General features: G+C 60.8%; 23 protein-coding genes and 1 tRNA gene. 13 read left to right on the top strand and 11 right to left on the bottom strand.

Annotation, left to right across the window (positions count from 1 at the left end; all coding sequences use genetic code 11):
- Window positions 1-41 precede the first annotated feature (41 nt).
- The 6 genes from K0F85_RS25015 to petA form a co-directional block, all read right to left on the bottom strand.
- A tRNA-Thr gene (locus tag K0F85_RS25015) sits at window positions 42-117 on the bottom strand.
- A gap of 26 nt (window positions 118-143) precedes the next feature.
- Window positions 144-656, bottom strand: coding sequence for a ClpXP protease specificity-enhancing factor (locus K0F85_RS25010; protein ID WP_219118565.1), 513 nt, complete (start codon window positions 654-656; stop codon window positions 144-146).
- Between the two features lie 107 nt (window positions 657-763).
- Window positions 764-1,375: a glutathione S-transferase N-terminal domain-containing protein gene (locus K0F85_RS25005; protein WP_010394154.1), complete on the bottom strand. Its 612-nt coding sequence runs from the start codon at window positions 1,373-1,375 to the stop codon at window positions 764-766.
- Between the two features lie 120 nt (window positions 1,376-1,495).
- Window positions 1,496-2,260: a cytochrome c1 gene (locus K0F85_RS25000; protein WP_219118564.1), complete on the bottom strand. Its 765-nt coding sequence runs from the start codon at window positions 2,258-2,260 to the stop codon at window positions 1,496-1,498.
- A 32-nt stretch (window positions 2,261-2,292) separates the two neighbouring features.
- Window positions 2,293-3,705 carry a cytochrome bc complex cytochrome b subunit gene (locus K0F85_RS24995; RefSeq protein WP_219118563.1) on the bottom strand — a complete coding sequence of 471 codons (1,413 nt, stop codon included), beginning with the start codon at window positions 3,703-3,705 and terminating at the stop codon, window positions 2,293-2,295.
- A 2-nt stretch (window positions 3,706-3,707) separates the two neighbouring features.
- Entirely contained in the window at window positions 3,708-4,316 is a 609-nt protein-coding gene (gene petA, locus K0F85_RS24990) for a ubiquinol-cytochrome c reductase iron-sulfur subunit (RefSeq protein WP_219118562.1), read from the bottom strand.
- Between the two features lie 412 nt (window positions 4,317-4,728).
- Between petA and mscL the strand changes: the two genes are divergently transcribed.
- From mscL to K0F85_RS24970, 4 genes are read left to right on the top strand one after another with little or no spacing between them, the layout of a single operon-like run.
- On the top strand, window positions 4,729-5,184 hold the full coding sequence (gene mscL, locus K0F85_RS24985; protein ID WP_306985965.1) for a large conductance mechanosensitive channel protein MscL: 456 nt from the start codon (window positions 4,729-4,731) through the stop codon (window positions 5,182-5,184).
- Between the two features lie 41 nt (window positions 5,185-5,225).
- On the top strand, window positions 5,226-6,386 hold the full coding sequence (locus tag K0F85_RS24980; RefSeq protein ID WP_219118561.1) for a Do family serine endopeptidase: 1,161 nt from the start codon (window positions 5,226-5,228) through the stop codon (window positions 6,384-6,386).
- Window positions 6,387-6,407: 21 nt separating this feature from the next.
- Entirely contained in the window at window positions 6,408-7,100 is a 693-nt protein-coding gene (locus K0F85_RS24975; protein ID WP_219118560.1) for a DUF2461 domain-containing protein, read from the top strand.
- 15 nt (window positions 7,101-7,115) lie between these two features.
- Window positions 7,116-7,460 (top strand): cupin domain-containing protein, encoded by a 345-nt coding sequence (locus tag K0F85_RS24970; RefSeq protein ID WP_257638159.1) that lies wholly within the window; start codon window positions 7,116-7,118, stop codon window positions 7,458-7,460.
- A gap of 24 nt (window positions 7,461-7,484) precedes the next feature.
- On the opposite strand, the gene K0F85_RS24965 is transcribed toward K0F85_RS24970, so the two are convergent.
- The 5 genes from K0F85_RS24965 to K0F85_RS24945 all read right to left on the bottom strand — a co-directional run bounded on the left by K0F85_RS24965 (window position 7,485) and on the right by K0F85_RS24945 (window position 10,503).
- Window positions 7,485-8,537, bottom strand: coding sequence for an NAD(P)H-dependent glycerol-3-phosphate dehydrogenase (locus tag K0F85_RS24965; RefSeq protein ID WP_219118559.1), 1,053 nt, complete (start codon window positions 8,535-8,537; stop codon window positions 7,485-7,487).
- A gap of 68 nt (window positions 8,538-8,605) precedes the next feature.
- The gene (locus K0F85_RS24960) at window positions 8,606-9,067 is read right to left on the bottom strand and encodes an SH3 domain-containing protein (RefSeq protein ID WP_219118558.1); all 462 of its coding nucleotides are present in this window, start codon (window positions 9,065-9,067) and stop codon (window positions 8,606-8,608) included.
- An 84-nt stretch (window positions 9,068-9,151) separates the two neighbouring features.
- Window positions 9,152-9,628, bottom strand: coding sequence for a protein-export chaperone SecB (secB, locus tag K0F85_RS24955; RefSeq protein ID WP_077398684.1), 477 nt, complete (start codon window positions 9,626-9,628; stop codon window positions 9,152-9,154).
- A gap of 160 nt (window positions 9,629-9,788) precedes the next feature.
- Window positions 9,789-10,055, bottom strand: a complete 267-nt coding sequence (grxC, locus tag K0F85_RS24950; RefSeq protein WP_219118557.1) for a glutaredoxin 3 — start codon at window positions 10,053-10,055, stop codon at window positions 9,789-9,791.
- A gap of 31 nt (window positions 10,056-10,086) precedes the next feature.
- Window positions 10,087-10,503 (bottom strand): rhodanese-like domain-containing protein, encoded by a 417-nt coding sequence (locus K0F85_RS24945; RefSeq protein WP_219118556.1) that lies wholly within the window; start codon window positions 10,501-10,503, stop codon window positions 10,087-10,089.
- A 106-nt stretch (window positions 10,504-10,609) separates the two neighbouring features.
- Between K0F85_RS24945 and gpmA the strand changes: the two genes are divergently transcribed.
- The 9 genes from gpmA to gspK all read left to right on the top strand — a co-directional run bounded on the left by gpmA (window position 10,610) and on the right by gspK (window position 18,227).
- A complete protein-coding gene (gpmA, locus tag K0F85_RS24940) occupies window positions 10,610-11,356 on the top strand; it encodes a 2,3-diphosphoglycerate-dependent phosphoglycerate mutase (protein WP_219118555.1) in 747 nt (248 codons plus the stop codon).
- A gap of 76 nt (window positions 11,357-11,432) precedes the next feature.
- Window positions 11,433-12,899, top strand: a complete 1,467-nt coding sequence (locus tag K0F85_RS24935) for a murein hydrolase activator EnvC (RefSeq protein ID WP_219118554.1) — start codon at window positions 11,433-11,435, stop codon at window positions 12,897-12,899.
- Window positions 12,900-12,946: 47 nt separating this feature from the next.
- The gene (locus K0F85_RS24930; RefSeq protein WP_219118553.1) at window positions 12,947-14,440 is read left to right on the top strand and encodes a S41 family peptidase; all 1,494 of its coding nucleotides are present in this window, start codon (window positions 12,947-12,949) and stop codon (window positions 14,438-14,440) included.
- 7 nt (window positions 14,441-14,447) lie between these two features.
- On the top strand, window positions 14,448-15,209 hold the full coding sequence (locus tag K0F85_RS24925; protein WP_219118552.1) for a molybdopterin-synthase adenylyltransferase MoeB: 762 nt from the start codon (window positions 14,448-14,450) through the stop codon (window positions 15,207-15,209).
- 93 nt (window positions 15,210-15,302) lie between these two features.
- Window positions 15,303-15,755: a type II secretion system major pseudopilin GspG gene (gspG, locus tag K0F85_RS24920; protein WP_092713532.1), complete on the top strand. Its 453-nt coding sequence runs from the start codon at window positions 15,303-15,305 to the stop codon at window positions 15,753-15,755.
- 12 nt (window positions 15,756-15,767) lie between these two features.
- Complete coding sequence (gene gspH / locus K0F85_RS24915) at window positions 15,768-16,262, top strand: type II secretion system minor pseudopilin GspH (RefSeq protein WP_219118551.1); 495 nt, start codon at window positions 15,768-15,770, stop codon at window positions 16,260-16,262.
- Window positions 16,259-16,639 carry a type II secretion system minor pseudopilin GspI gene (gene gspI, locus K0F85_RS24910; protein WP_257638158.1) on the top strand — a complete coding sequence of 127 codons (381 nt, stop codon included), beginning with the start codon at window positions 16,259-16,261 and terminating at the stop codon, window positions 16,637-16,639. Before gspH ends, gspI begins: the two co-directional genes overlap by 4 nt.
- On the top strand, window positions 16,639-17,262 hold the full coding sequence (locus K0F85_RS24905) for a type II secretion system protein J (RefSeq protein ID WP_219118550.1): 624 nt from the start codon (window positions 16,639-16,641) through the stop codon (window positions 17,260-17,262). Before gspI ends, K0F85_RS24905 begins: the two co-directional genes overlap by 1 nt.
- The gene (gene gspK / locus K0F85_RS24900; protein ID WP_219118549.1) at window positions 17,259-18,227 is read left to right on the top strand and encodes a type II secretion system minor pseudopilin GspK; all 969 of its coding nucleotides are present in this window, start codon (window positions 17,259-17,261) and stop codon (window positions 18,225-18,227) included. Before K0F85_RS24905 ends, gspK begins: the two co-directional genes overlap by 4 nt.
- The last annotated feature ends 18 nt before the right edge of the window (window positions 18,228-18,245 follow it).

Below are 18,245 nucleotides of genomic sequence, written 5' to 3'. Positions count from 1 at the left end.
AAAGCCCAATCCTGAGGATTGGGCTAAGTGCTTGAATTTATTGGTGCCGACTGCCGGTTTCGAACTGGCCACCTGATGATTACAAATCAACTGCTCTACCAAATGAGCTAAGTCGGCAAAAACTGCGCGTTGCGAATTATACGCTATTTAATGCGTGTCAGGGTCGGGCGGCTGCCTTTTTTTGGTGGTTCGTCGTCACCTGGCGTGGCGTTGTCGCGTTGTTCGGGGGAGCTGGTCGGCACGGACGACAGGGTCGGAGTGCTGGCGGCGGGGGCCAGCACTGGGGGCGGGACGTCGCTGGAGGCGGGGCTGTCCGTCGGTTGCGCATCGGGATCATCGTTGCCCAGCACGGGCTCGAAGGCCATGCCCTGGCCGTTTTCGTTGGCGTAGATGGCCATCACGTTGTCGACCGGCACGTAGATTTCGCGCGAGACGCCGCCAAAGCGGGCGTGGAAGCGGATGGCGTCATTGTCCATCTTCAGGCCGCTGGTGGCGCCGAAGCTGATGTTGAGCACGATTTCACCCTTCTTCACGTACTCCATCGGTACCGTGGTGCGCGAATCGACTTTGACCGCAAGATAAGGCGTGTAGCCGCTGTCGGTGCACCACTCGTAGATGGCGCGCAGCATATAAGGTTTGGTTGAGATTTCAGACATGGTAGGCACTGTGAGGCGGGAGCGCCCTGCGTCAAGCATGAGGCGGGCGCACCGGTATTTCAAAAGACACAGATATCCCGGCAGACGCTGCCTGCCGGGAAGATCTTTTAGCGGCGCATGACTTTCTCGGATGGCGTCAGCGCTTCGATGTACGCAGGACGCGAGAAGATGCGTTCGGCGTATTTCATCAGCGGTGCGGCCGTCTTCGACAGTTCGATGCCGTAGTGGTCCAGGCGCCACAGCAGCGGCGCGACAGCCACGTCGAGCATCGAGAATTCGTCGCCCAGCATGTACTTGTTTTTCAGGAACAGCGGCGCCAGGGTCGTCAGGCGGTCGCGGATTTCCGCGCGTGCCTTGTCGTGGGCCTTGTCGTTGCTCTTGGCGCGTTCGCTTTCCAGCACGTGCACGTGCACGAACAGCTCTTTTTCGAAATTGAACAGCATCAGGCGCGCGCGGGCACGCATCAGCGGATCGGCCGGCATCAATTGTGGATGCGGGAAGCGCTCATCGATGTACTCGTTGATGATGTTCGATTCATACAGGATCAGTTCGCGCTCGACCAGGATAGGCACCTGGCCATACGGGTTCATGGTCGAAATATCTTCCGGTTTGTTGAACAGGTCGACGTCGCGCACTTCGAAGTCCATGCCTTTTTCAAACAGGACCAGGCGGCAGCGTTGCGAAAATGGGCAGGTTGTACCCGAATAGAGAACCATCATTTTTTATAGTTCCTTAGAAACAAAGGGGGTGAAGCCGCGAACGGCTCACCCCAGGTCGCTTGTCCACTCATGCGGACAACGCAGAAACAGGCATAAACCGGCCTACGGCCGGCGCCTCACTTATTTGACTTCCTTCCAGAACGACGCGTTAAGGCGCCATGCCAGCAGAGCAAAGACCGACAGGAACAGCAGCACCCACACGCCAAGGCGCTTGCGTGTTTGCTGTGCCGGTTCGGCCATCCACTCCATGTAGCCGACCAGGTCGGCTACCGCATTGTCATACTCGATCTTGTTCAACGTGCCTGGCTTGACCTGCTCGAAGCCGGCAAATTTGTGGATCTTCTTGCCTGGCTCGTGGGGATCCGTCTCTTCCACGAACTTGGCAGTCTGGACACCTTGCAATTCCCATAATACATGCGGCATGGCAACATTCGGCAAGACCATGTTGTTCCAGCCGGTCGGCCGAGTGTCGTCTTTATAGAACGTACGCAGGTAAGTATACAGGTAGTCGCCGCCTGTGCCAGCGGAAGATGATTTCGCGCGCGAAATTACCGACAAATCCGGCGGTACGACGCCAAAGAAAGCCTTGGCGTCCTGCGGTGCCAGGCTTGTCGTCATCAAGTCGCCTACTTTATCACCGGAGAACAACAGATTTTGCTTGATCTGGTCTTCCGTCAAGCCCAGGTCGCGCAGGCGGTTGTAGCGCATCGACACGGCGGCGTGGCAATTCAAACAATAATTGACGAACAATTTGGCGCCATGTTGCAGCGCTGCCATGTTGGTCTGGCGGTCAGGCGCCTTGTCCAGCGGAAAGCCGCCTTCGCTGGCGAGGGCCATGGCGGGCACGAAGGCCAGGATGGCGAGCAGTTTTTTTGAAAATTTCATGTAAGGTCCTTTGAGCGTGGCGTGAGAGCGGCTTAGTGCGGGTGAAACGTCACACGCGACGGCACGGTCTTGAACTTGCCCATTGCACTCCACCATGGCATCAGCAGGAAAAAACTGAAGTAAATCAGTGTGCACACTTGCGACACGATGGTTTTCGTATCCGTTGGCGCCTGGGTGCCGAGGTAGCCGAGGATCAGGAACGACAGGCCGAAGATGGCGTACACATATTTGTGCCAGCTCGGACGGTAGCGTATCGATTTCACTGGCGAATGGTCGAGCCATGGCAGGAAGGCCAGGATCACGACGGAACCGCCAAAGAACACCACGCCCCAGAATTTCGCGTCCAGCACCTGCGGCAGCATGCCGATGATGGCGACGATGGCGATGCCGGCGATGATGGACTTGACGGTCGTCGACAGGCGCGACTTGAGCCAGATGAATACCACGTAGGCGGCCACGACACCCATCAGCACATACATGAAGTCGGCCGTGGTGGCGCGCAGCACCGAGTAGAACGGCGTGAAGTACCAGGTTGGCGCGATATGCAGCGGGGTTTTCAGCGAATCGCCAGGCAGGAAGTTGTTGTATTCCAGGAAGTAACCGCCCATTTCCGGCGCGAAGAAGACGACGGCGCTGAAAATGACGAGGAAGATCGACACGCCGAACAGGTCATGCACGGTGTAGTAAGGATGCGAAGGAATCGAATCGACCGGGTGGCCATCGGCGCCCAGGTTTTCTTTCACTTCGATGCCGTCCGGGTTGCTGGAGCCGACTTCATGCAGGGCGATCAAGTGCGCTGCAACCAAGCCCAGCAGTACCAGCGGGATGGCGATCACGTGGAAGGCGAAGAAGCGGTTCAGGGTTGCGTCGGAGACGACGTAGTCGCCGCGGATCCACAGCGACAGGTCAGGGCCGATGAAGGGGATGGCGCCAAACAGGTTGACGATCACTTGTGCGCCCCAGTACGACATCTGGCCCCATGGCAGCAGGTAGCCGAAGAACGCTTCGGCCATCAGGCACAGGAAGATGGCGAAACCGAACAGCCAGATCAACTCACGTGGCTTGCGGTACGAGCCGTACAGCAGGGCGCGCGTCATGTGCAGGTAGACGATGATGAAGAAGGCGGAGGCGCCTGTCGAGTGCATGTAGCGCACCAGCCAGCCCCACGGCACTTCGCGCATGATGTACTCGACGGAATTGAAGGCCAGGGCCGCATCCGGTTTGTAGTGCATGGTCAGGAAGATGCCGGTGACGATCTGCAAGACCAGCACCAGCATGGCCAGCGAGCCGAAGATGTACCAGAAATTGAAGTTTTTCGGGGCATAGTATTTGCCCCATTGGTCATTCCACAGCTTGGTCAGGGGAAAGCGGTCATCGACCCAGCCCAGCGCTTTTTCGGCGACGGGAGCGTCTGCCGGGAACTTCGTTTCTTTGAAAGCAGCCATGATCAAGCCTCGCCTTTCTCGTCTTTACCTATCAGCAATTTGGTGTCGCTCAGGTACATATGGCGCGGCACTTGCAGGTTGTCCGGCGCCGGCTTGTTCTTGAACACGCGGCCTGCCATGTCGAAGGTGGAGCCGTGGCAAGGGCACAGGAAGCCGCCTTCCCAGTCATCGGGCAGCGACGGTTGCGGGCCAGGGGTAAATTTCGAGGAAGGGGAGCAGCCCAGGTGGGTGCAGATGCCGACGGCGACGAGAATTTCAGGCTTGATGGAGCGCCATTCGTTCATGCAGTACGACGGCGTGAACTCGGCGGGGTTGCGTTGGGAATTGGCATCGGCGACCTTGCCATCGGTTTGTTTGAGCGAGGCGACCATTTCCGGCGTGCGCTTCAGGATCCAGACCGGCTTGCCGCGCCATTCGACGGTGCGCATTTCGCCGGGTTGCAAGGTGGTGATGTCTACTTCGACCGGCGCGCCAGCCGCTTTCGCGCGCTCCGACGGCTGGAAGGTGCTTACCAAGGCTCCCGCGGTTGCCAATCCAACTACACTGCCCGCCGCGCACGTGGCGACGAGCAAGCCGCGACGGCCTGAATCGACCTGCTTTTCGTTACTCATGCAAACCCCAATCAGTCAAAATGCGAATCTTTATTATGAGTGGCAGCCGCGAAAAAACCGTCGCCGAAGCTCTTTCCCACTGATTGCCGCAACCCGCATCTTTGTACGGTAAATTGGCAACATCCCTGCGGAACTTCGGCCAATGGCGCAGCCCGTGCCAGTTTCTTGTTGATTATCCGGAAGTGAAAAAGCCACTTCTGGCAACCGCAAATTATAAGTGAAGCAAACAACGAATAAAACAAAAACGTTGCTTGTACCATAATTTATATACTTTTGCAGGAGGTGGCTAGTTCTTTCGAACTAGATGCACCAGGCTGTGCCGGAATTGGTCCTGACGACAACCACAAGTTGGTATCCCCAGGAATCAATAGTATGATCGGCATGTTTTTATATCTATCCGAAGGAGAAATTCATGGCAATGATGCAAGAATTTAAAGAATTTGCAATGAAGGGTAACGTCGTCGATCTGGCGGTCGGTGTCATTATCGGTGGCGCCTTCGGCAAGATTGTCGATTCCCTGGTACAAGACGTGATCATGCCACCCATCGGCCGTATTTTCGGCGGCCTCGATTTTGCCAATTACTACCTGCCCCTGAATGGTCAAGTCTCGACGATGACCCTGGTGGAAGCGAAAAAGGCGGGCGCCGTGCTGGCCTACGGCAACTTCCTGACCATTTTGCTCAATTTCGTCATTCTTGCCTTCATCATCTTCCAGATGGTCCGCCTGATGAACAAGGCCCGCCGCCGCGAAGCGGCCTCGCCGGTCCCGACGCCGGACGCCGTCACGTCGGAAGACATCGTGTTGCTGCGTGAAATCCGCGACTCCCTGCAGAAGAACGGACAGAATAGCAACGATCTGGCAAAATAAGTCGTTCCGGCACCGGCCGGCTGACCTGGGCAGAGAACTCTATGCGACGATTCTGGTTATTGTTTGCGCAAACCGTGACCATCGCGCTGGCGCTGTATTTTGTGTACGGCGCGTTGCGCCCGGCCAGCCGGGTACAGCAGCTGGGTTCAGCCGCCAAGCCGGTGCCCGTGGTGGAAACGGCCTCGAGCAGCCTGTCGCCCGGTTCCTACCGCGAGGCGGCGGCGCGCGCCATGCCCGCCGTCGTCAACATCCTCACCTTGCAAGTACCCAAGCGCGGCGCCCATCCGCTGGCGCGCGATCCCTTCTTTAAACGTTTCTTCGGCGACCGCGACCCGGACGGCGAGGATGATGATGACTTGAAAAACAGTCTCGGTTCCGGCGTCATCGTCAGCCATGAAGGCTATGTGCTGACCAACAACCACGTGGTCGAAGGCGCCGACGAAATCGAAGTGGTGCTCACCGACGGGCGCAAGGCGCCGGCCAAGGTAGTGGGCCTGGACCCGGAAACGGACCTGGCCGTGATCAAGATCGACCTCGACAAACTGCCCGTCATCGTGCTGGGCCAGTCGGAACTGGCGCGCGTGGGCGACGTGGTGCTGGCCATCGGCAACCCATTCGGCGTGGGGCAGACGGTGACCATGGGCATCATCTCCGCCCTGGGCCGCAACAACCTGCACATCAACAGCTTTGAAAACTTCATCCAGACGGATGCGGCCATCAACTTTGGCAATTCGGGCGGTGCCCTGGTCGATACACGCGGCAACCTGATCGGCATCAATACGGCGATTTACTCGCAAAGCGGCGGCTCCGTCGGCATCGGCTTCGCCATACCCGTCTCGACGGCCAAGACGGTGATGGAAGCCATCATCAAGGATGGCCACGTGGTGCGCGGCTGGATCGGCGTGGAAACGCAGGACATCACGCCCGAGCTGGCGCAAAGCTTCAACTTGCAGCGCTCAAGCGGCGCCATCATCGCCGGCGTGGTGCGCAACGGCCCGGCCGACAAGGCGGGCATCGTGCCCGGCGACATCCTGCTGACGGTGGAAGGCAAGCCCGTCGGCGACACGACGGAAATGCTCAACCTGATCGCCCAACTGCCGCCCGGCGGAAAAGCTAAAATGACGGTGCTGCGCAAGAATCGCGAAGCGGCCCTCGACGTGATGGTGGGCAAGCGCCCCCTTCCGAAAGAGCTTTCCAAATAGTTGCTGATCGGAATTTGACACATGCATGTGCGTGATTTGACCCAATTTTTACGTGAACTGAGCGACAACAATAACCGTCCCTGGTTTGTCATGAACAAGCCCCGCTATGACATCTTGCGCGAGGAATTCCTCGCCCTGGTGACTAGCCTGATCGGTGAGCTGGGCAAGTTTGACCCGGCCGTGAAGTACTGCAATCCGAAGAAGGCCTTGTTCCGCATCAACCGCGACGTGCGTTTCGCGCACGACAAGAGCCCGTACAAGACGCGGTTCTCGGCCGCCATCGCGCCAAACGACATGCGCCGTCCCAGCAAGGCGGGCGGCCCCACGTATTATCTGCAGATCGATGGCGAGGGCAACTTGCTGTTCGGTGCCGGCGAATACATGCCGCCCCCCGGCCGCCTGAAGGCGCTGCGCGAACACATGGTCAACGACGCGCCAGGTTTTTCCAAAGTGCTGAAAAATAAGCGCTTAAAAGCCCGTTTCGGCAGCATCCAGAACGAGGGCAAGTTGCAGCGCCCGCCCAAGGGTTTCGAGGCGGATGCCGAACATATCGAATTCATCAAGCTGAAGAGCTTTTTTGTCTGGACCGAAGTGCCGCTGCCTGTCAACGAGCCCGAGAAACTGCTGCCTACCCTGGCGCAAGGCTTGCAGGATGCGTGGCCGCTGGTCGAGTGGATGCGCGGCGCGAAAGAGCCGGAGGAAGTCACCGAGTAATTGTTGAAGGAGCACATGATGGCACTGGAGCACGCAAGTTCAGGACAGGTGATCGAGGTGCTGCGCAGGGATGGCGATGACCTGTCGCAGTTTTCCGCCATTGCGCTGGCCAAGACGGATGAACTGGAATTGATCCGCATGTGCATGCCCAAGGGCAAGACCATGCCCGAGCATCATGTGCTCGGTGAAATCACCCTGCTATGCCTTCAAGGGCAGGTGGCGGTGACAGCGCATGGCGGAGAGCAGCTACTGGGCCCGGGGCAGCTGCTGTACCTGCACGGGGGCCAGGCGCATGCACTGGCCGCGCGCGAAGACAGTCTGGTACTGCTGACGATCTTGCTGGCCAAGGCGGGGCGCTAGTTTTTCCTGGCGCTTCAGGCCACCTCAGGCGGCCTCAGCGCGTGGATCGCGCGACAGCAACTGCTGCACCATCAGCTGTGGCAAATCCCCATCGAACAGCACGCCGGCCACCGCATTGGTGATCGGCATGTCGACGCCCATGCGGCGCGCCAGTTCGCGCACGGCCCTGGCGCAGGGCACGCCTTCGGCCACATGGCCAAGTTCGGCCACGATGGTGGCCAGCGCCTTGCCTTGCGCCAGTCCCAGGCCGACCCGGCGGTTGCGCGACAGGTCGCCCGTGCACGTCAGAATCAAGTCGCCCATGCCTGTCAAGCCCATGAACGTTTCCGTCTGGCCACCCAGGGCCGTGCCCAGGCGCGTGATTTCCGCCAGGCCACGCGTGATCAGCGCGGCGCGCGCATTCAAGCCCAGGCCCAGGCCGTCGGCCACGCCGGTGGCGATCGCCAGCACGTTCTTGACGGCGCCGCCCACTTCCACGCCTACCAGATCTTCGCTGGCATACACACGGATGGTGCCGCCATGCAAGGCCGATACGACGGCGCTGCGCAAGGCGGTGCTGTGCGAGGCGATGGTCAGCGCGCATGGCAAGCCACGCGCTACTTCCTGCGCGAACGAGGGTCCGGACAGGGCGCCGCCGGCCACCGTGTCGCCCAGCACTTCCTGCACGATCTGGTGCGGCAACATTCCCGTGCCGCCTTCAAAGCCTTTGCATAGCCATACCAGCTTGCCGATGCCCTTGTCTTTCAATTGCTGCAGCATCGGCCGCAAGCCCGCCACGGGGCAGGCGGCGATCAGCAGGCTGTGTTCGCCGCTGGCATGCGCGACGGCAGCATCGAAATCGGCGCTGATGCGCAGTTGTGGCGGTAATGTGAAACCCGGCAGATAACTGTTTTCGCCGCTGGCAGCCATGGCGGCCATGGCTTCCCCATTGCGGCCCCACAACAGCACGTCGTGGCGCCCGGCCAGGGCCATGGCCACGGCCGTGCCCCAGGCGCCGGCGCCCAGCACGGTAATGCGGTACGGGGCGGCCTTGGTGGATGCGGCGGTATCGGGAGTGTTTTCAGGGGAAACTTGCATGCAACCTCAGTCTGGCAGGGGGAGGGGCACGGCGCGGCTGGCCGGTGCCCGGATGAATCCGGCGGTGCTTACAGGCCCCACACTTCGCTGGTCTTGACGTAGCCGCTCTGGCCATCCTTATGGCGCACCTTGACCCAGCCGGAGCTCGCTTGCTCGCTCATTTCCAGTAGCACGCCCTTGTCGACGAGGATGATGGGTGAGGCGGTGTCGTCGGGGCTGGCGCGTACCTTCAGGTTCGCGGCGCGCGCCACGACATTGCGTTTGGCCGACAGGCCCTTGGCTTCCGTCCAGGCCATTTCGCCGCTGGCGTCGCGTACCTTGACCCATTCGCCGTAGCTGAGCACCACTTCCAGCGGCATGCCGCGTGGCGCCACGTACAGCTTGCCGCCCTTGGCGGATGGCGCGTCGTACAGGATCACGGGAGCGGCGCCCACCGTTTTGAAATCGACGGCGTGGCTGGTGGCGGTTGCCAGCAGCAGCACGGCGCCGGCTATCCAGCGGAACTTGCTCAAGAGCGCACTTTTCAACATGATATTTTTGAACCTTAACGAAACACGGCGGCCAGGCCGCCGTGTCAGGCCAGCCTTGAAAGCTGGCGGGGTCTTGCCTGAAGCTTAGTGCGTCGTCGCGTCGGCTGCCGGGGCAGCTGCAGCGGCGTCAGCAATAGCTTGCAGACGTTGTTGGTAGAACACTTCGAAGTTGATCTCGGCCAGGTGCACTGGCGGGAAGCCGGCACGGGTGATCACGTCGGCGATGTTGGCGCGCAGGTAAGGGTAGATGATGTTCGGGCAGCCGATTCCCAGCAGCGGATCGAGTTGATCGGCAGGAATGTTGCGTGCTTCGAAGATACCAGCTTGCTTGCCTTCAACCAGGAAAGCGACTTTTTCGCCGACTTTGGCGGTCACGGTGATGGTCACGGTGGCTTCAAAGATGCCGTCGGCCAGAGGCGCAGCGCCCACGTCCAGAGCTACTTCGATCGCTGGCGCTTCTTGTTCCAGGAAAATAGCTGGGGAATTTGGTTGTTCCAGCGACATGTCTTTCAGGTAGACGCGTTGGATTTGGAAGACTGGTTGCAGATTTTCGTCGGACATGGAACGCTTTCGTTGTAAAGGACAAGAACGGCACACCGTTCAAATATGGTACTTGCGGTATTCAAACCGTGCCGGATAGGCACGGCCAGATCAGGTGCGAGGGCAATTGTATCAAAACAATACGACAAAAAACCAAGCAATTTCTCGAACCCGCTTTATATCAGGCTGCCGTCCCATTTAACAAGGGGTCCAGCTTGCCGGCTTGATCGAGCGCATACAAATCGTCGAATCCGCCCACGTGGGTATCGCCCACATAGATTTGCGGCACCGTGCGACGGCCCGTGCGTTCCATCATCTTGATGCGCTCTTCCGGGTCGAGGTCGACGCGGATCTTTTGCACGGCCACGCCCTTGGCTTCCAACAGGCGTTCGGCGCGCACGCAATACGGGCACACGGCGGTGCTATACACAATTACTGGGACACTCATGATGACTCCTTATGTTAGTGCTGGCGCAGGCTTACTTGGCCAGCGACAAGGTTTTCAATGGCAAACCCTGCTTTTTCCACTCGTCGAGGCCGCCTTCCAGGCTCGTTGCCTCAGCGAAACCGGCTTTACCCAGCAGGCCGACGCCCGTTGCCGAACGCGAACCTTTCTGGCAAACCACTACAATGGGGCGCGTTTTGAATTTTTCCAGCTCGCCCAGGCGTTTTGCCAGTTCCGGCAGCGGAATATTTTTTGCGTCAGGCAAGTGGCCCGTGGCGAATTCTTCCGTGCTGCGCACGTCCACGATGATGCTCTTGCCACGGTTGATCAGTTGCGTCACTTCCAGCACGGTCGCGCGCTTGCCGCGCATCGACAGCAGTGGCCAGAGGAGGGCGCCGCCGGAAATAATGACGATGGCAAACAGAAAAATGTGGTCGATAATGAATTTCACGTAGGGTCCAATGGTTTAAGTCAATCCGCGCATTATAAAATAGAAGCTGGACGAGGTCTTTTTACGTTTTGCTTTTTTGATTTGAACCCCTTGAGAAGATAGAACTATGTACAAAATCGTTTTCATGCGTCACGGCGAGTCCACCTGGAACCTCGATAACCGCTTCACTGGCTGGACCGACGTCGATCTGACGGAAAAGGGCATCAACGAAGCCAAGGCCGCCGGCCAGATCCTCAAGCAGGAAGGTTTTACGTTCGACGTGGCCTACACTTCGGTCTTGAAGCGCGCCATCCGCACCCTGTGGCTGGCGCTCGACGAGATGGACATGATGTATCTGCCGATCAAGAACGACTGGCGCTTGAACGAGCGCCACTACGGCGCCCTGCAAGGCCTGGACAAGGGCGAGACGGCCGCCAAGTATGGTGACGAGCAAGTATTGGTATGGCGCCGCAGCTACGACACGCCGCCGCCGCCGCTGGCCGAAGACGACGACCGCGCCTCGTTCAACGATCCGCGCTACGCCGGCTTGCCGAAAGCGTCTATCCCGCTGACCGAATGCCTGAAAGACACCGTGGCGCGCGTGATGCCGGCCTGGGATGAGGAAATCGCCCCGGCCATCCGCGCCGGCAAGAAAATCATCATTTCGGCTCACGGCAACAGCCTGCGCGCGTTGATCAAGATGCTCGATGGCATCAGCGACAGCGATATCGTGGGCCTGAACATTCCCAACGGCCAGCCGCTCGTGTATGAACTGGACGCCGACCTGAAACCGATCCGCCATTACTACCTGGGCGACCCGGCAGCGATTGCGGCAGCGCAAGCGGCCGTGGCGAACCAAGGGAAGGCCAAGTAACTTGTTGTCTTTCTTCCGCGGCACAGCAATCGCCCCCTCTGCTGAACGACCCCTGCCGGCGTGGCGCGCCGGTGCCATGCTGTGCGCAGCGCTGCTGTTGTCGAGCGGCGCCGCACAGGGTGCCAAGCCCACCGAACGCAGCAAGCAGAAAGCGGCCGCGGAAGCTCAACGTGCCGGATTGCAACAAAAGCTGACGGCGCTCAAGCGCGACATCAGCCGCACGGAAAGCGCCAAGGATGACGCGGCCGATACCCTGGCCGAGTCGGAAGAAGCCATTTCCAATGCCAACCGCGCCTTGCGCGACCTGGCGCAGGAACAAAGCGAGACGGGCGTGAAACTCAATGCGCTGGGGCAAGAGCACCAGCAGCTGACGGCCACCGTCGCGAAACAGAAGGCGCAGCTGTCAAAGTTGCTGCGTGAACAATATGTTGCCGGCAACGAAGATCGCATCAAGCTGCTCTTGTCGGGCGACAATCCGAACCGCATCAACCGCGACTTGCAATTGATGGCCTATGTGTCGCAGGCGCAGGCGCGCCTGCTCGACGCCTTGCGCGCCAACTTGCTGGCGGTGGAGAAAAACCAGGCGGACGTGCAGAACGCCAAGGATGAACTGGAAGAAATCGCGCAGGAAGAGCGCGACCAGAAGGCCCTGCTGGTGCAAGAGAAGGCGCGCCGCGCCGCTTTGCTGACGAGCTTGTCGCAGCGCCTGGTGGCCCAGCGCAAGGAAGTGGGCAATGTCGAGCGCGATGAACAGCGCATGGGCAACCTGGTCGACAAGCTGGCGAAACTGATCGAAGAGCAGGCCGCCGCCGCTGCTGCTGAAAAGAAACGCCAGCAATTGCTGGCCGAGCAAAGGGCCGCCGCCAAAGCGGCCGCCGACGCCAAGATCGCCGCGGAAAAGCGTGAACGCCTGCTGGCCGCGCGCGCCAGGGCCGCGCAAGCGCAGGCTGAACGCGAACGCCTGGCGAAAGAACAACAAAACAAATCGGGCAAGATCAAACCGCAAACTCCGCTGCCGCCCGTCAAGCTCGAACCTATCGATGACGACGAGCCACCGCAGGTGGCCAAGGTGGCGACCAAGCCCGAGCCGAAGCCGGAGCCGGAGCCGGAGCCGGAACGCCCAAGCCTGGGCCCGGCCGCGCCGGCCGGCGCCTTTGCCAGCCTGAAAGGGCAGCTGCGCGCGCCCGTGTCGGGCAGGATCGCCGCCCGCTTCGGCAGCAAGCGCGGTGACGGTCCCAGCTGGAAGGGCGTGTTCATCCGCACGGGCGAAGGCAGCGAGGTCCACGCCATCGCCGCAGGGCGCGTGGTGTTTTCCGACTGGCTGCGCGGTTTCGGCAATTTGATCATCGTCGACCATGGCGGCCAGTACATGAGTATTTATGGCAATAACCAGTCGCTGCTGAAACGCGTAGGCGATGCCGTCAAGGGCGGCGACGCCATTGCCAGCGCGGGCAACAGCGGCGGCAACGAGGAATCGGGGCTATACTTTGAATTGCGTCATCAGGGCCGCGCCTTCGACCCCGCCACCTGGGTGAAGTTTTAAGTTCCCACCATTGCTGCGGCAGCGAATTTGTAGATTGCGAAGAATACATGGGTATCAAAGTCAAAAGTATCGGCCTGATCGGTCTGGGCGTGCTGGCCGGCATCGGCATGTCGCTGCAGTTCCCGGCCGTGGCGCAGAAAATCACGAATGCCCCGCTGCCGCTCGACGAGCTGCGCCAGCTGTCCGATGTCTTCGGCCTGATCAAGTCTGACTATGTCGAGAAGGTGGACGACAAGAAACTCTTGACGGAAGCCATTTCCGGCATGGTCTCTTCGCTGGACCCGCATTCTGTCTACCTCGACAAGAATGCCTTCAAGGAAATGCGCGAAAGCGTGCAGGGCAAGTTTGTCGGCATCGGCATCGAAGTGAGCATGGAAGACGGCTACGTGAAAGTCGTCTCGCCCATCGAGGACAGCCCTGCCGCCAAGGCCGGCATCCTGGCGGGCGACCTGATCACCCGCCTCGACAACATCCCCCTGAAGGGCTTGCAGCTGGAAGAGGTCATCAAGAAGATGCGCGGCCAGCCTGGCACCAAGCTGGTGCTGACGATGTCGCGCAAGGGCGAAAGTAAGCCGCTGGTCTTCCCCATCGTGCGCGAGGAAATCCGCGTGCAAAGCGTGAAGGCCAAGATGGTCGCGCCCGGCTATGCCTGGCTGCGCATCGCCCAGTTCCAGGAACCGACCGTCGATGACATGGTCAAAAAGATCAACGCGCTCTACGCGCAAGACCCCAAGCTCAAGGGCCTGGTGCTGGACTTGCGCAACGATCCCGGTGGCGTCGTGCCGGGCGCCATCGGCGTGGCGACGGCCTTCCTTCCGGGTAATGCCGTGATCGTCTCCACCAAGGGCCAGTTGCCCGAGTCGAAACAAGTGTTTTATGGCCGCCGCGAATTCTATGCGCCGCCGGGCGCCAGGGCCGACCCGCTGGCCAAGCTGCCGGCCGCGCTGAAAACCGTGCCGCTGGTGGTGCTGGTCAATGCCGGTTCCGCTTCCGCCTCGGAAATCGTCGCCGGCGCCTTGCAGGATTACCAGCGTGCCACCATCATCGGCACGCAAACGTTCGGCAAGGGTTCCGTGCAAACCTTGCGCCAGATCACGGCCGATACGGCCGTCAAGCTGACCACGGCCCGCTATTACACGCCGAAAGGCCGTGCCATCCAGGCACGCGGCATCGTGCCCGACTTGCTGGTCGATGAAACAGCAGAAGGCGACGGCTGGAACAGCCTGCGCGTGCGCGAGGCGGACCTGGAAAAGCACTTGAGCAGCAACGATGGCAAGCCGGAAGCGGCCAAGCCGACCATGGAAGGCATGCAGGAGCAGCTGGAACAAGAGCAGCGCCTGATCACCACGGCGAAAAAGCGCAAGCCGCTCGAATACGGCGCCAAGGATGATTTCCAGCTGCAGCAAGCCTTGAACCACTTCCAGGGCTTGCCGGTGCAACTGGCCAAGGTGGAGGCCAAGGGCGAGAAGATCAGCGCCAAGCCGGAAATCGCTTCCGACATCAAGGCGGACGACAAGAAGATTCCCGTGCAAAAACCGTAGTCCCGCCATGAACGACCATCAATTGCTGCGCTATTCGCGCCATATCCTGTTAGATGAGATCGGCATCGAAGGCCAGCAAGCCTTGCTGGACGCACATGTGCTGGTGATCGGCGCGGGCGGGCTCGGCTCCCCGGCGGCCATGTATCTGGCCGCCAGCGGTGTCGGCAAGCTGACCCTGGTCGATGACGATACGGTCGATCTGACCAACCTGCAGCGCCAGATCGCCCATACGACGGGCCGCGTGGGCCAGCCGAAGGTGCTGTCGGCGTGCCAGACCTTGAGCGGCATTAATCCCGAGATAGACATCGTCGCCTTGCAGGAACGCCTCGACGGCGCGCGCCTGGCCGAACTGGTCTGCTCCAGCACGGTGGTGCTCGACTGCACGGACAACTTCGCCACGCGCCACGCCGTCAATCGCGCCTGCGTGGCGGCCAGGGTGCCGCTGGTGTCGGGCGCCGTGATCCGTTTCGATGGGCAAGTGAGCGTGTTCGACCCGCGCACGGGCACCCAGCCGTGTTACTCCTGCCTGTTTCCGCAGGAGCAGCAGTTCACGGACGAGGCCTGCTCGAGCATGGGCGTGTTCGCGCCGTTGGTGGGCGTGGTGGGTGCCATGCAGGCGGCTGAAGCGCTGAAACTCATTATGGGCGTGGGGGAATCGCTGGCCGGGCGCCTGCTGTTGCTCGACGGCTTGCACATGGAATGGAGCAGCATGCGCGTCGCGCGCGACTCCGGCTGTGCCGTTTGCGGCGCAGTGGCCTTGCCGGCTTGACAGTCTCTGCACAATTTTTTCCCTATATGACAGGCTTTGTCATATTTCCGCTTTATACTCTGCACTCATTACTCACCTTCTTCTCTCTTTCTTATGCAAAACGCAGCAAACCATCCGACCCGCCAGCGCCGCGCGCGCGGCTTCACTTTGATTGAAATCATGGTCGTGGTGGTGATCATGGGTATCCTCGCGTCACTGGTGGTGCCCAAGCTGATCGCCCGCACGGGCGAGTCGAAAGTGGCGGCGGCGAAAGTCGACATCGCTACCGTGATGCAAGCCTTGAAACTGTATCGCCTGGATAACCAGCGCTATCCGACTACCGAGCAGGGCTTGCAGGCGCTGATCGAAAAACCGACCACGGGACCTGCCGCGAATGGCTGGAAGGCGGGCGGCTACCTGGAAAAGATGCCGAAGGATCCGTGGGGCAATCCCTACCAGTTCCTGTCGCCGGGTGTGAAAGGCGAAGTCGACATCATCTCGCTGGGCGCCGATGGCCAGCCTGGCGGTAGCGGCGACGATGCCGATATCGGCTCCTGGGAACTGTAAGTTTTCCATTGCATGCCTGCCATGACCACCGGTCGCGCACCGCCCCGGCCACGCGCCAGCGGTTTCACGCTGATCGAATTGCTGGTGGTGCTGGTCATCATCGGCGTCACCCTGGGCCTGGTCTCGCTGAACGCCATGCCGAATGGACAGCAAGCGTTGCAGAAGGAAGCCGAGCGCATCGCCCTGCTGCTGCAACTGGCGCGCGATGAAGCCATCGTGCGCAGCCGGCAGGTGGCGTTCGAGGCTGACGAAAATCAATACCGTTTCCTGGTCCTCAATGAAAAGCTGTGGCAACCCGTGACGCAGGACGATTTGCTGCGCGAGCGCAGCTTCAACAACACGCCCATGCTGCTCAGCGTGCAGCCATCGAACAGCGTGGCCCAGCCGCTGCGCATCATCTTCGGCCGCGAACCGGTCGACAAGCCTTTCGTGCTGACCCTGGCCAGCGGCGAACGCAGCGTGGCCATCCGCGCCGACGGCATCGGCCACTTCACGGTCGAGCAATGATGCGCCTCGCACGCCAACGCCAGCGCGGCTTCACTTTGCTGGAAGTATTGGTTGCCCTTGTCATCGTCGGCACGGCCCTCGGCGCCTCGCTGCGCGCCGTCGGCAGCCTGACGCAAAACAGCGATGGCTTGCGCAGCGCCATGATGGCCACCTGGTCGGCTGAAAACCACCTGGTGCGCTTGCGCCTGGCAAAGACTTTCCCCCAGACTGGCAAGCGCACGGTCGATTGCCCGCAGGGCGATTTAAAACTCATTTGCGAAGAGGAAGTGGTGGCGACGCCGAATCCCCGCATCCGCCAAGTGCGCGTGAATGTGTATGACGTGCAATATCCGGCCCGGCGCATCGTGCGCCTGGTGTTACTGGCGTTCAACGACTGATGGCGCGCCGTCCTCTTTCCGCCGCGGGCTTTACCCTGATCGAGCTGCTCGTGGCGATCGGCATCCTGGCCATGGTCGCCGTGCTGGGCTGGCGCGGCCTGGACAGCATCATGCGTTCGCGCGAGGTGCTGACCAGCCAGCTGGAGCAGGCGCGCGGCATGCAGCTGGCGTTTGCCCAGATGCAGAGCGATTGCGACCATCTGGCCGGCGCCGGCCAGGGCAATACCTTGCTGAACGGCCGCACCAACCTGTCGGCGGAAAATGACCGCCTGACCCTGGTGCGCCTGGCCGCGTCGGAACAGGAGCCGCAGCAGTTGCAAGTGGTCACTTACCGCCTGAGCGGCGGCGTGCTGATGCGGCGCGAGTCGAACGGCACGCGCGACCTGGCCGTGCTTGATACCCTGTGGCAGGCGGCGCGCGACGATACCGATACCTCCAGCGCCGACGTGGCCCTGATGCGCGGGGTCGGCAGCATGGTCATGCGCGGCTGGAGCAATGGCGCCTGGAACGTGCTGACGGCGGGCGCCGCCATTTCCACGCAGGTACCGGGCCTGGAAGTGACCTTGCAGATGCCGGGCCAGGACGCGGGCCTGTCCAAAGTCTTTTTATTGGGGCCGGGATGACGCACTTTTCGCTCCCCGCGCGCCAGCGTGGCGTGGCCGTCATCACGGCCTTGCTGCTGACGGCGCTGGCCATCACGGTCGTCGCCAGCCTGTTCTGGCAGCAGCAGGTGCAAGTGCGCTCGATGGAAAACCAGCGCCTGCGCCTGCAGACGCAGTGGGCCATGCGCGGCATGGTCGATTTTGCCCGCTTCTGGCTGCGCCAGGACAATCCCATGCTGACGGCGGCCGACGGCGTGTGGGCCACGCCCATCGAGGAAGCGCGGCTCGACGATTATGTGGACCGCGAAAAGGTCGACACGGAAAAATTCGACGCCACCGTCTCTGGCCGCGCGCTTGACGCGCAGGCGCGTTTCAATATCACCAACCTGGTCGCCGCCACGGGCGGCATCAATTCGCAGCAGGTGCTGGCTTACCAGCGTCTGCTGGCCAACCTGCGGCTCGACAGCGGCCTGGCGCAGGCCACGGCCGATGCCGTGCTGCGCGCGAAACCAAAACCGCGTGCCGCCAACAGCGGCAGCGATGGCAAGACGACCAGCCCCGCGTCGGGCGGCGGCAGCGAGCCGGTGGCGTTCACGCAGATCGAGGATCTGCTGGCCGTGCCCGGCTATACGCCGCAGATGATCGAGCAGCTGCGCGACTTTATTATCGTTTTGCCTGAACTCACGCCAGTGAACGTGAATACGGCCCCGGCCGAAGTGCTGGCGGCCGTGACGATGATGTCCTTGTCCGAGGCGAGTGCCCTGACCTTGAGCAATCCGCGCAAAAAGTTTGTCGATAAAGCAAATTTCCAGAATAATATTAATGCTGCACTGATTGACGGCGTAGAACTTGATGTGAAGAGCCGCTACTTCCTGACCGTCATTCGCGTGCGGCTGGACCGTGCCGCCCTTGATGCCGTGGCGCTCATCAATCGAAAAACGGATCCGCAGCGCACCACCAGCCTGGTCTGGTTGCGGGAAAATTAACAGCTGAAAGCGAGTCAC

It is taken from the genome of Janthinobacterium sp. UMAB-56 (genome assembly GCF_900095265.1).
Classification (GTDB): Bacteria; Pseudomonadota; Gammaproteobacteria; order Burkholderiales; family Burkholderiaceae_D; genus Janthinobacterium.
The sequence above is the reverse complement of the archived record's forward strand: the minus strand, read 5'-3'. Positions and strand labels throughout refer to the sequence as shown.

Excerpts from the sequence above, each read along its gene's own strand:
- K0F85_RS24925 (WP_219118552.1), top strand. The coding sequence starts at position 14,448 with ATGAACGACCATCAATTGCTGCGCTATTCGCGCCATATCCTGTTAGAT.
- gspG (WP_092713532.1), top strand. The coding sequence starts at position 15,303 with ATGCAAAACGCAGCAAACCATCCGACCCGCCAGCGCCGCGCGCGCGGC.
- secB (WP_077398684.1), bottom strand. The coding sequence starts at position 9,628 with ATGTCCGACGAAAATCTGCAACCAGTCTTCCAAATCCAACGCGTCTAC.
- petA (WP_219118562.1), bottom strand. The coding sequence starts at position 4,316 with ATGAGTAACGAAAAGCAGGTCGATTCAGGCCGTCGCGGCTTGCTCGTC.
- gspK (WP_219118549.1), top strand. The coding sequence starts at position 17,259 with ATGACGCACTTTTCGCTCCCCGCGCGCCAGCGTGGCGTGGCCGTCATC.
- K0F85_RS24970 (WP_257638159.1), top strand. The coding sequence starts at position 7,116 with ATGATGGCACTGGAGCACGCAAGTTCAGGACAGGTGATCGAGGTGCTG.
- K0F85_RS25005 (WP_010394154.1), bottom strand. The coding sequence starts at position 1,375 with ATGATGGTTCTCTATTCGGGTACAACCTGCCCATTTTCGCAACGCTGC.
- mscL (WP_306985965.1), top strand. The coding sequence starts at position 4,729 with ATGGCAATGATGCAAGAATTTAAAGAATTTGCAATGAAGGGTAACGTC.
- K0F85_RS24935 (WP_219118554.1), top strand. The coding sequence starts at position 11,433 with ATGCTGTGCGCAGCGCTGCTGTTGTCGAGCGGCGCCGCACAGGGTGCC.
- K0F85_RS24965 (WP_219118559.1), bottom strand. The coding sequence starts at position 8,537 with ATGCAAGTTTCCCCTGAAAACACTCCCGATACCGCCGCATCCACCAAG.
- K0F85_RS24980 (WP_219118561.1), top strand. The coding sequence starts at position 5,226 with ATGCGACGATTCTGGTTATTGTTTGCGCAAACCGTGACCATCGCGCTG.
- K0F85_RS24930 (WP_219118553.1), top strand. The coding sequence starts at position 12,947 with ATGGGTATCAAAGTCAAAAGTATCGGCCTGATCGGTCTGGGCGTGCTG.
- grxC (WP_219118557.1), bottom strand. The coding sequence starts at position 10,055 with ATGAGTGTCCCAGTAATTGTGTATAGCACCGCCGTGTGCCCGTATTGC.
- K0F85_RS24905 (WP_219118550.1), top strand. The coding sequence starts at position 16,639 with ATGGCGCGCCGTCCTCTTTCCGCCGCGGGCTTTACCCTGATCGAGCTG.
- K0F85_RS24975 (WP_219118560.1), top strand. The coding sequence starts at position 6,408 with ATGCATGTGCGTGATTTGACCCAATTTTTACGTGAACTGAGCGACAAC.
- K0F85_RS24960 (WP_219118558.1), bottom strand. The coding sequence starts at position 9,067 with ATGTTGAAAAGTGCGCTCTTGAGCAAGTTCCGCTGGATAGCCGGCGCC.
- gpmA (WP_219118555.1), top strand. The coding sequence starts at position 10,610 with ATGTACAAAATCGTTTTCATGCGTCACGGCGAGTCCACCTGGAACCTC.
- K0F85_RS25010 (WP_219118565.1), bottom strand. The coding sequence starts at position 656 with ATGTCTGAAATCTCAACCAAACCTTATATGCTGCGCGCCATCTACGAG.
- gspI (WP_257638158.1), top strand. The coding sequence starts at position 16,259 with ATGATGCGCCTCGCACGCCAACGCCAGCGCGGCTTCACTTTGCTGGAA.
- K0F85_RS24995 (WP_219118563.1), bottom strand. The coding sequence starts at position 3,705 with ATGGCTGCTTTCAAAGAAACGAAGTTCCCGGCAGACGCTCCCGTCGCC.
- gspH (WP_219118551.1), top strand. The coding sequence starts at position 15,768 with ATGCCTGCCATGACCACCGGTCGCGCACCGCCCCGGCCACGCGCCAGC.
- K0F85_RS25000 (WP_219118564.1), bottom strand. The coding sequence starts at position 2,260 with ATGAAATTTTCAAAAAAACTGCTCGCCATCCTGGCCTTCGTGCCCGCC.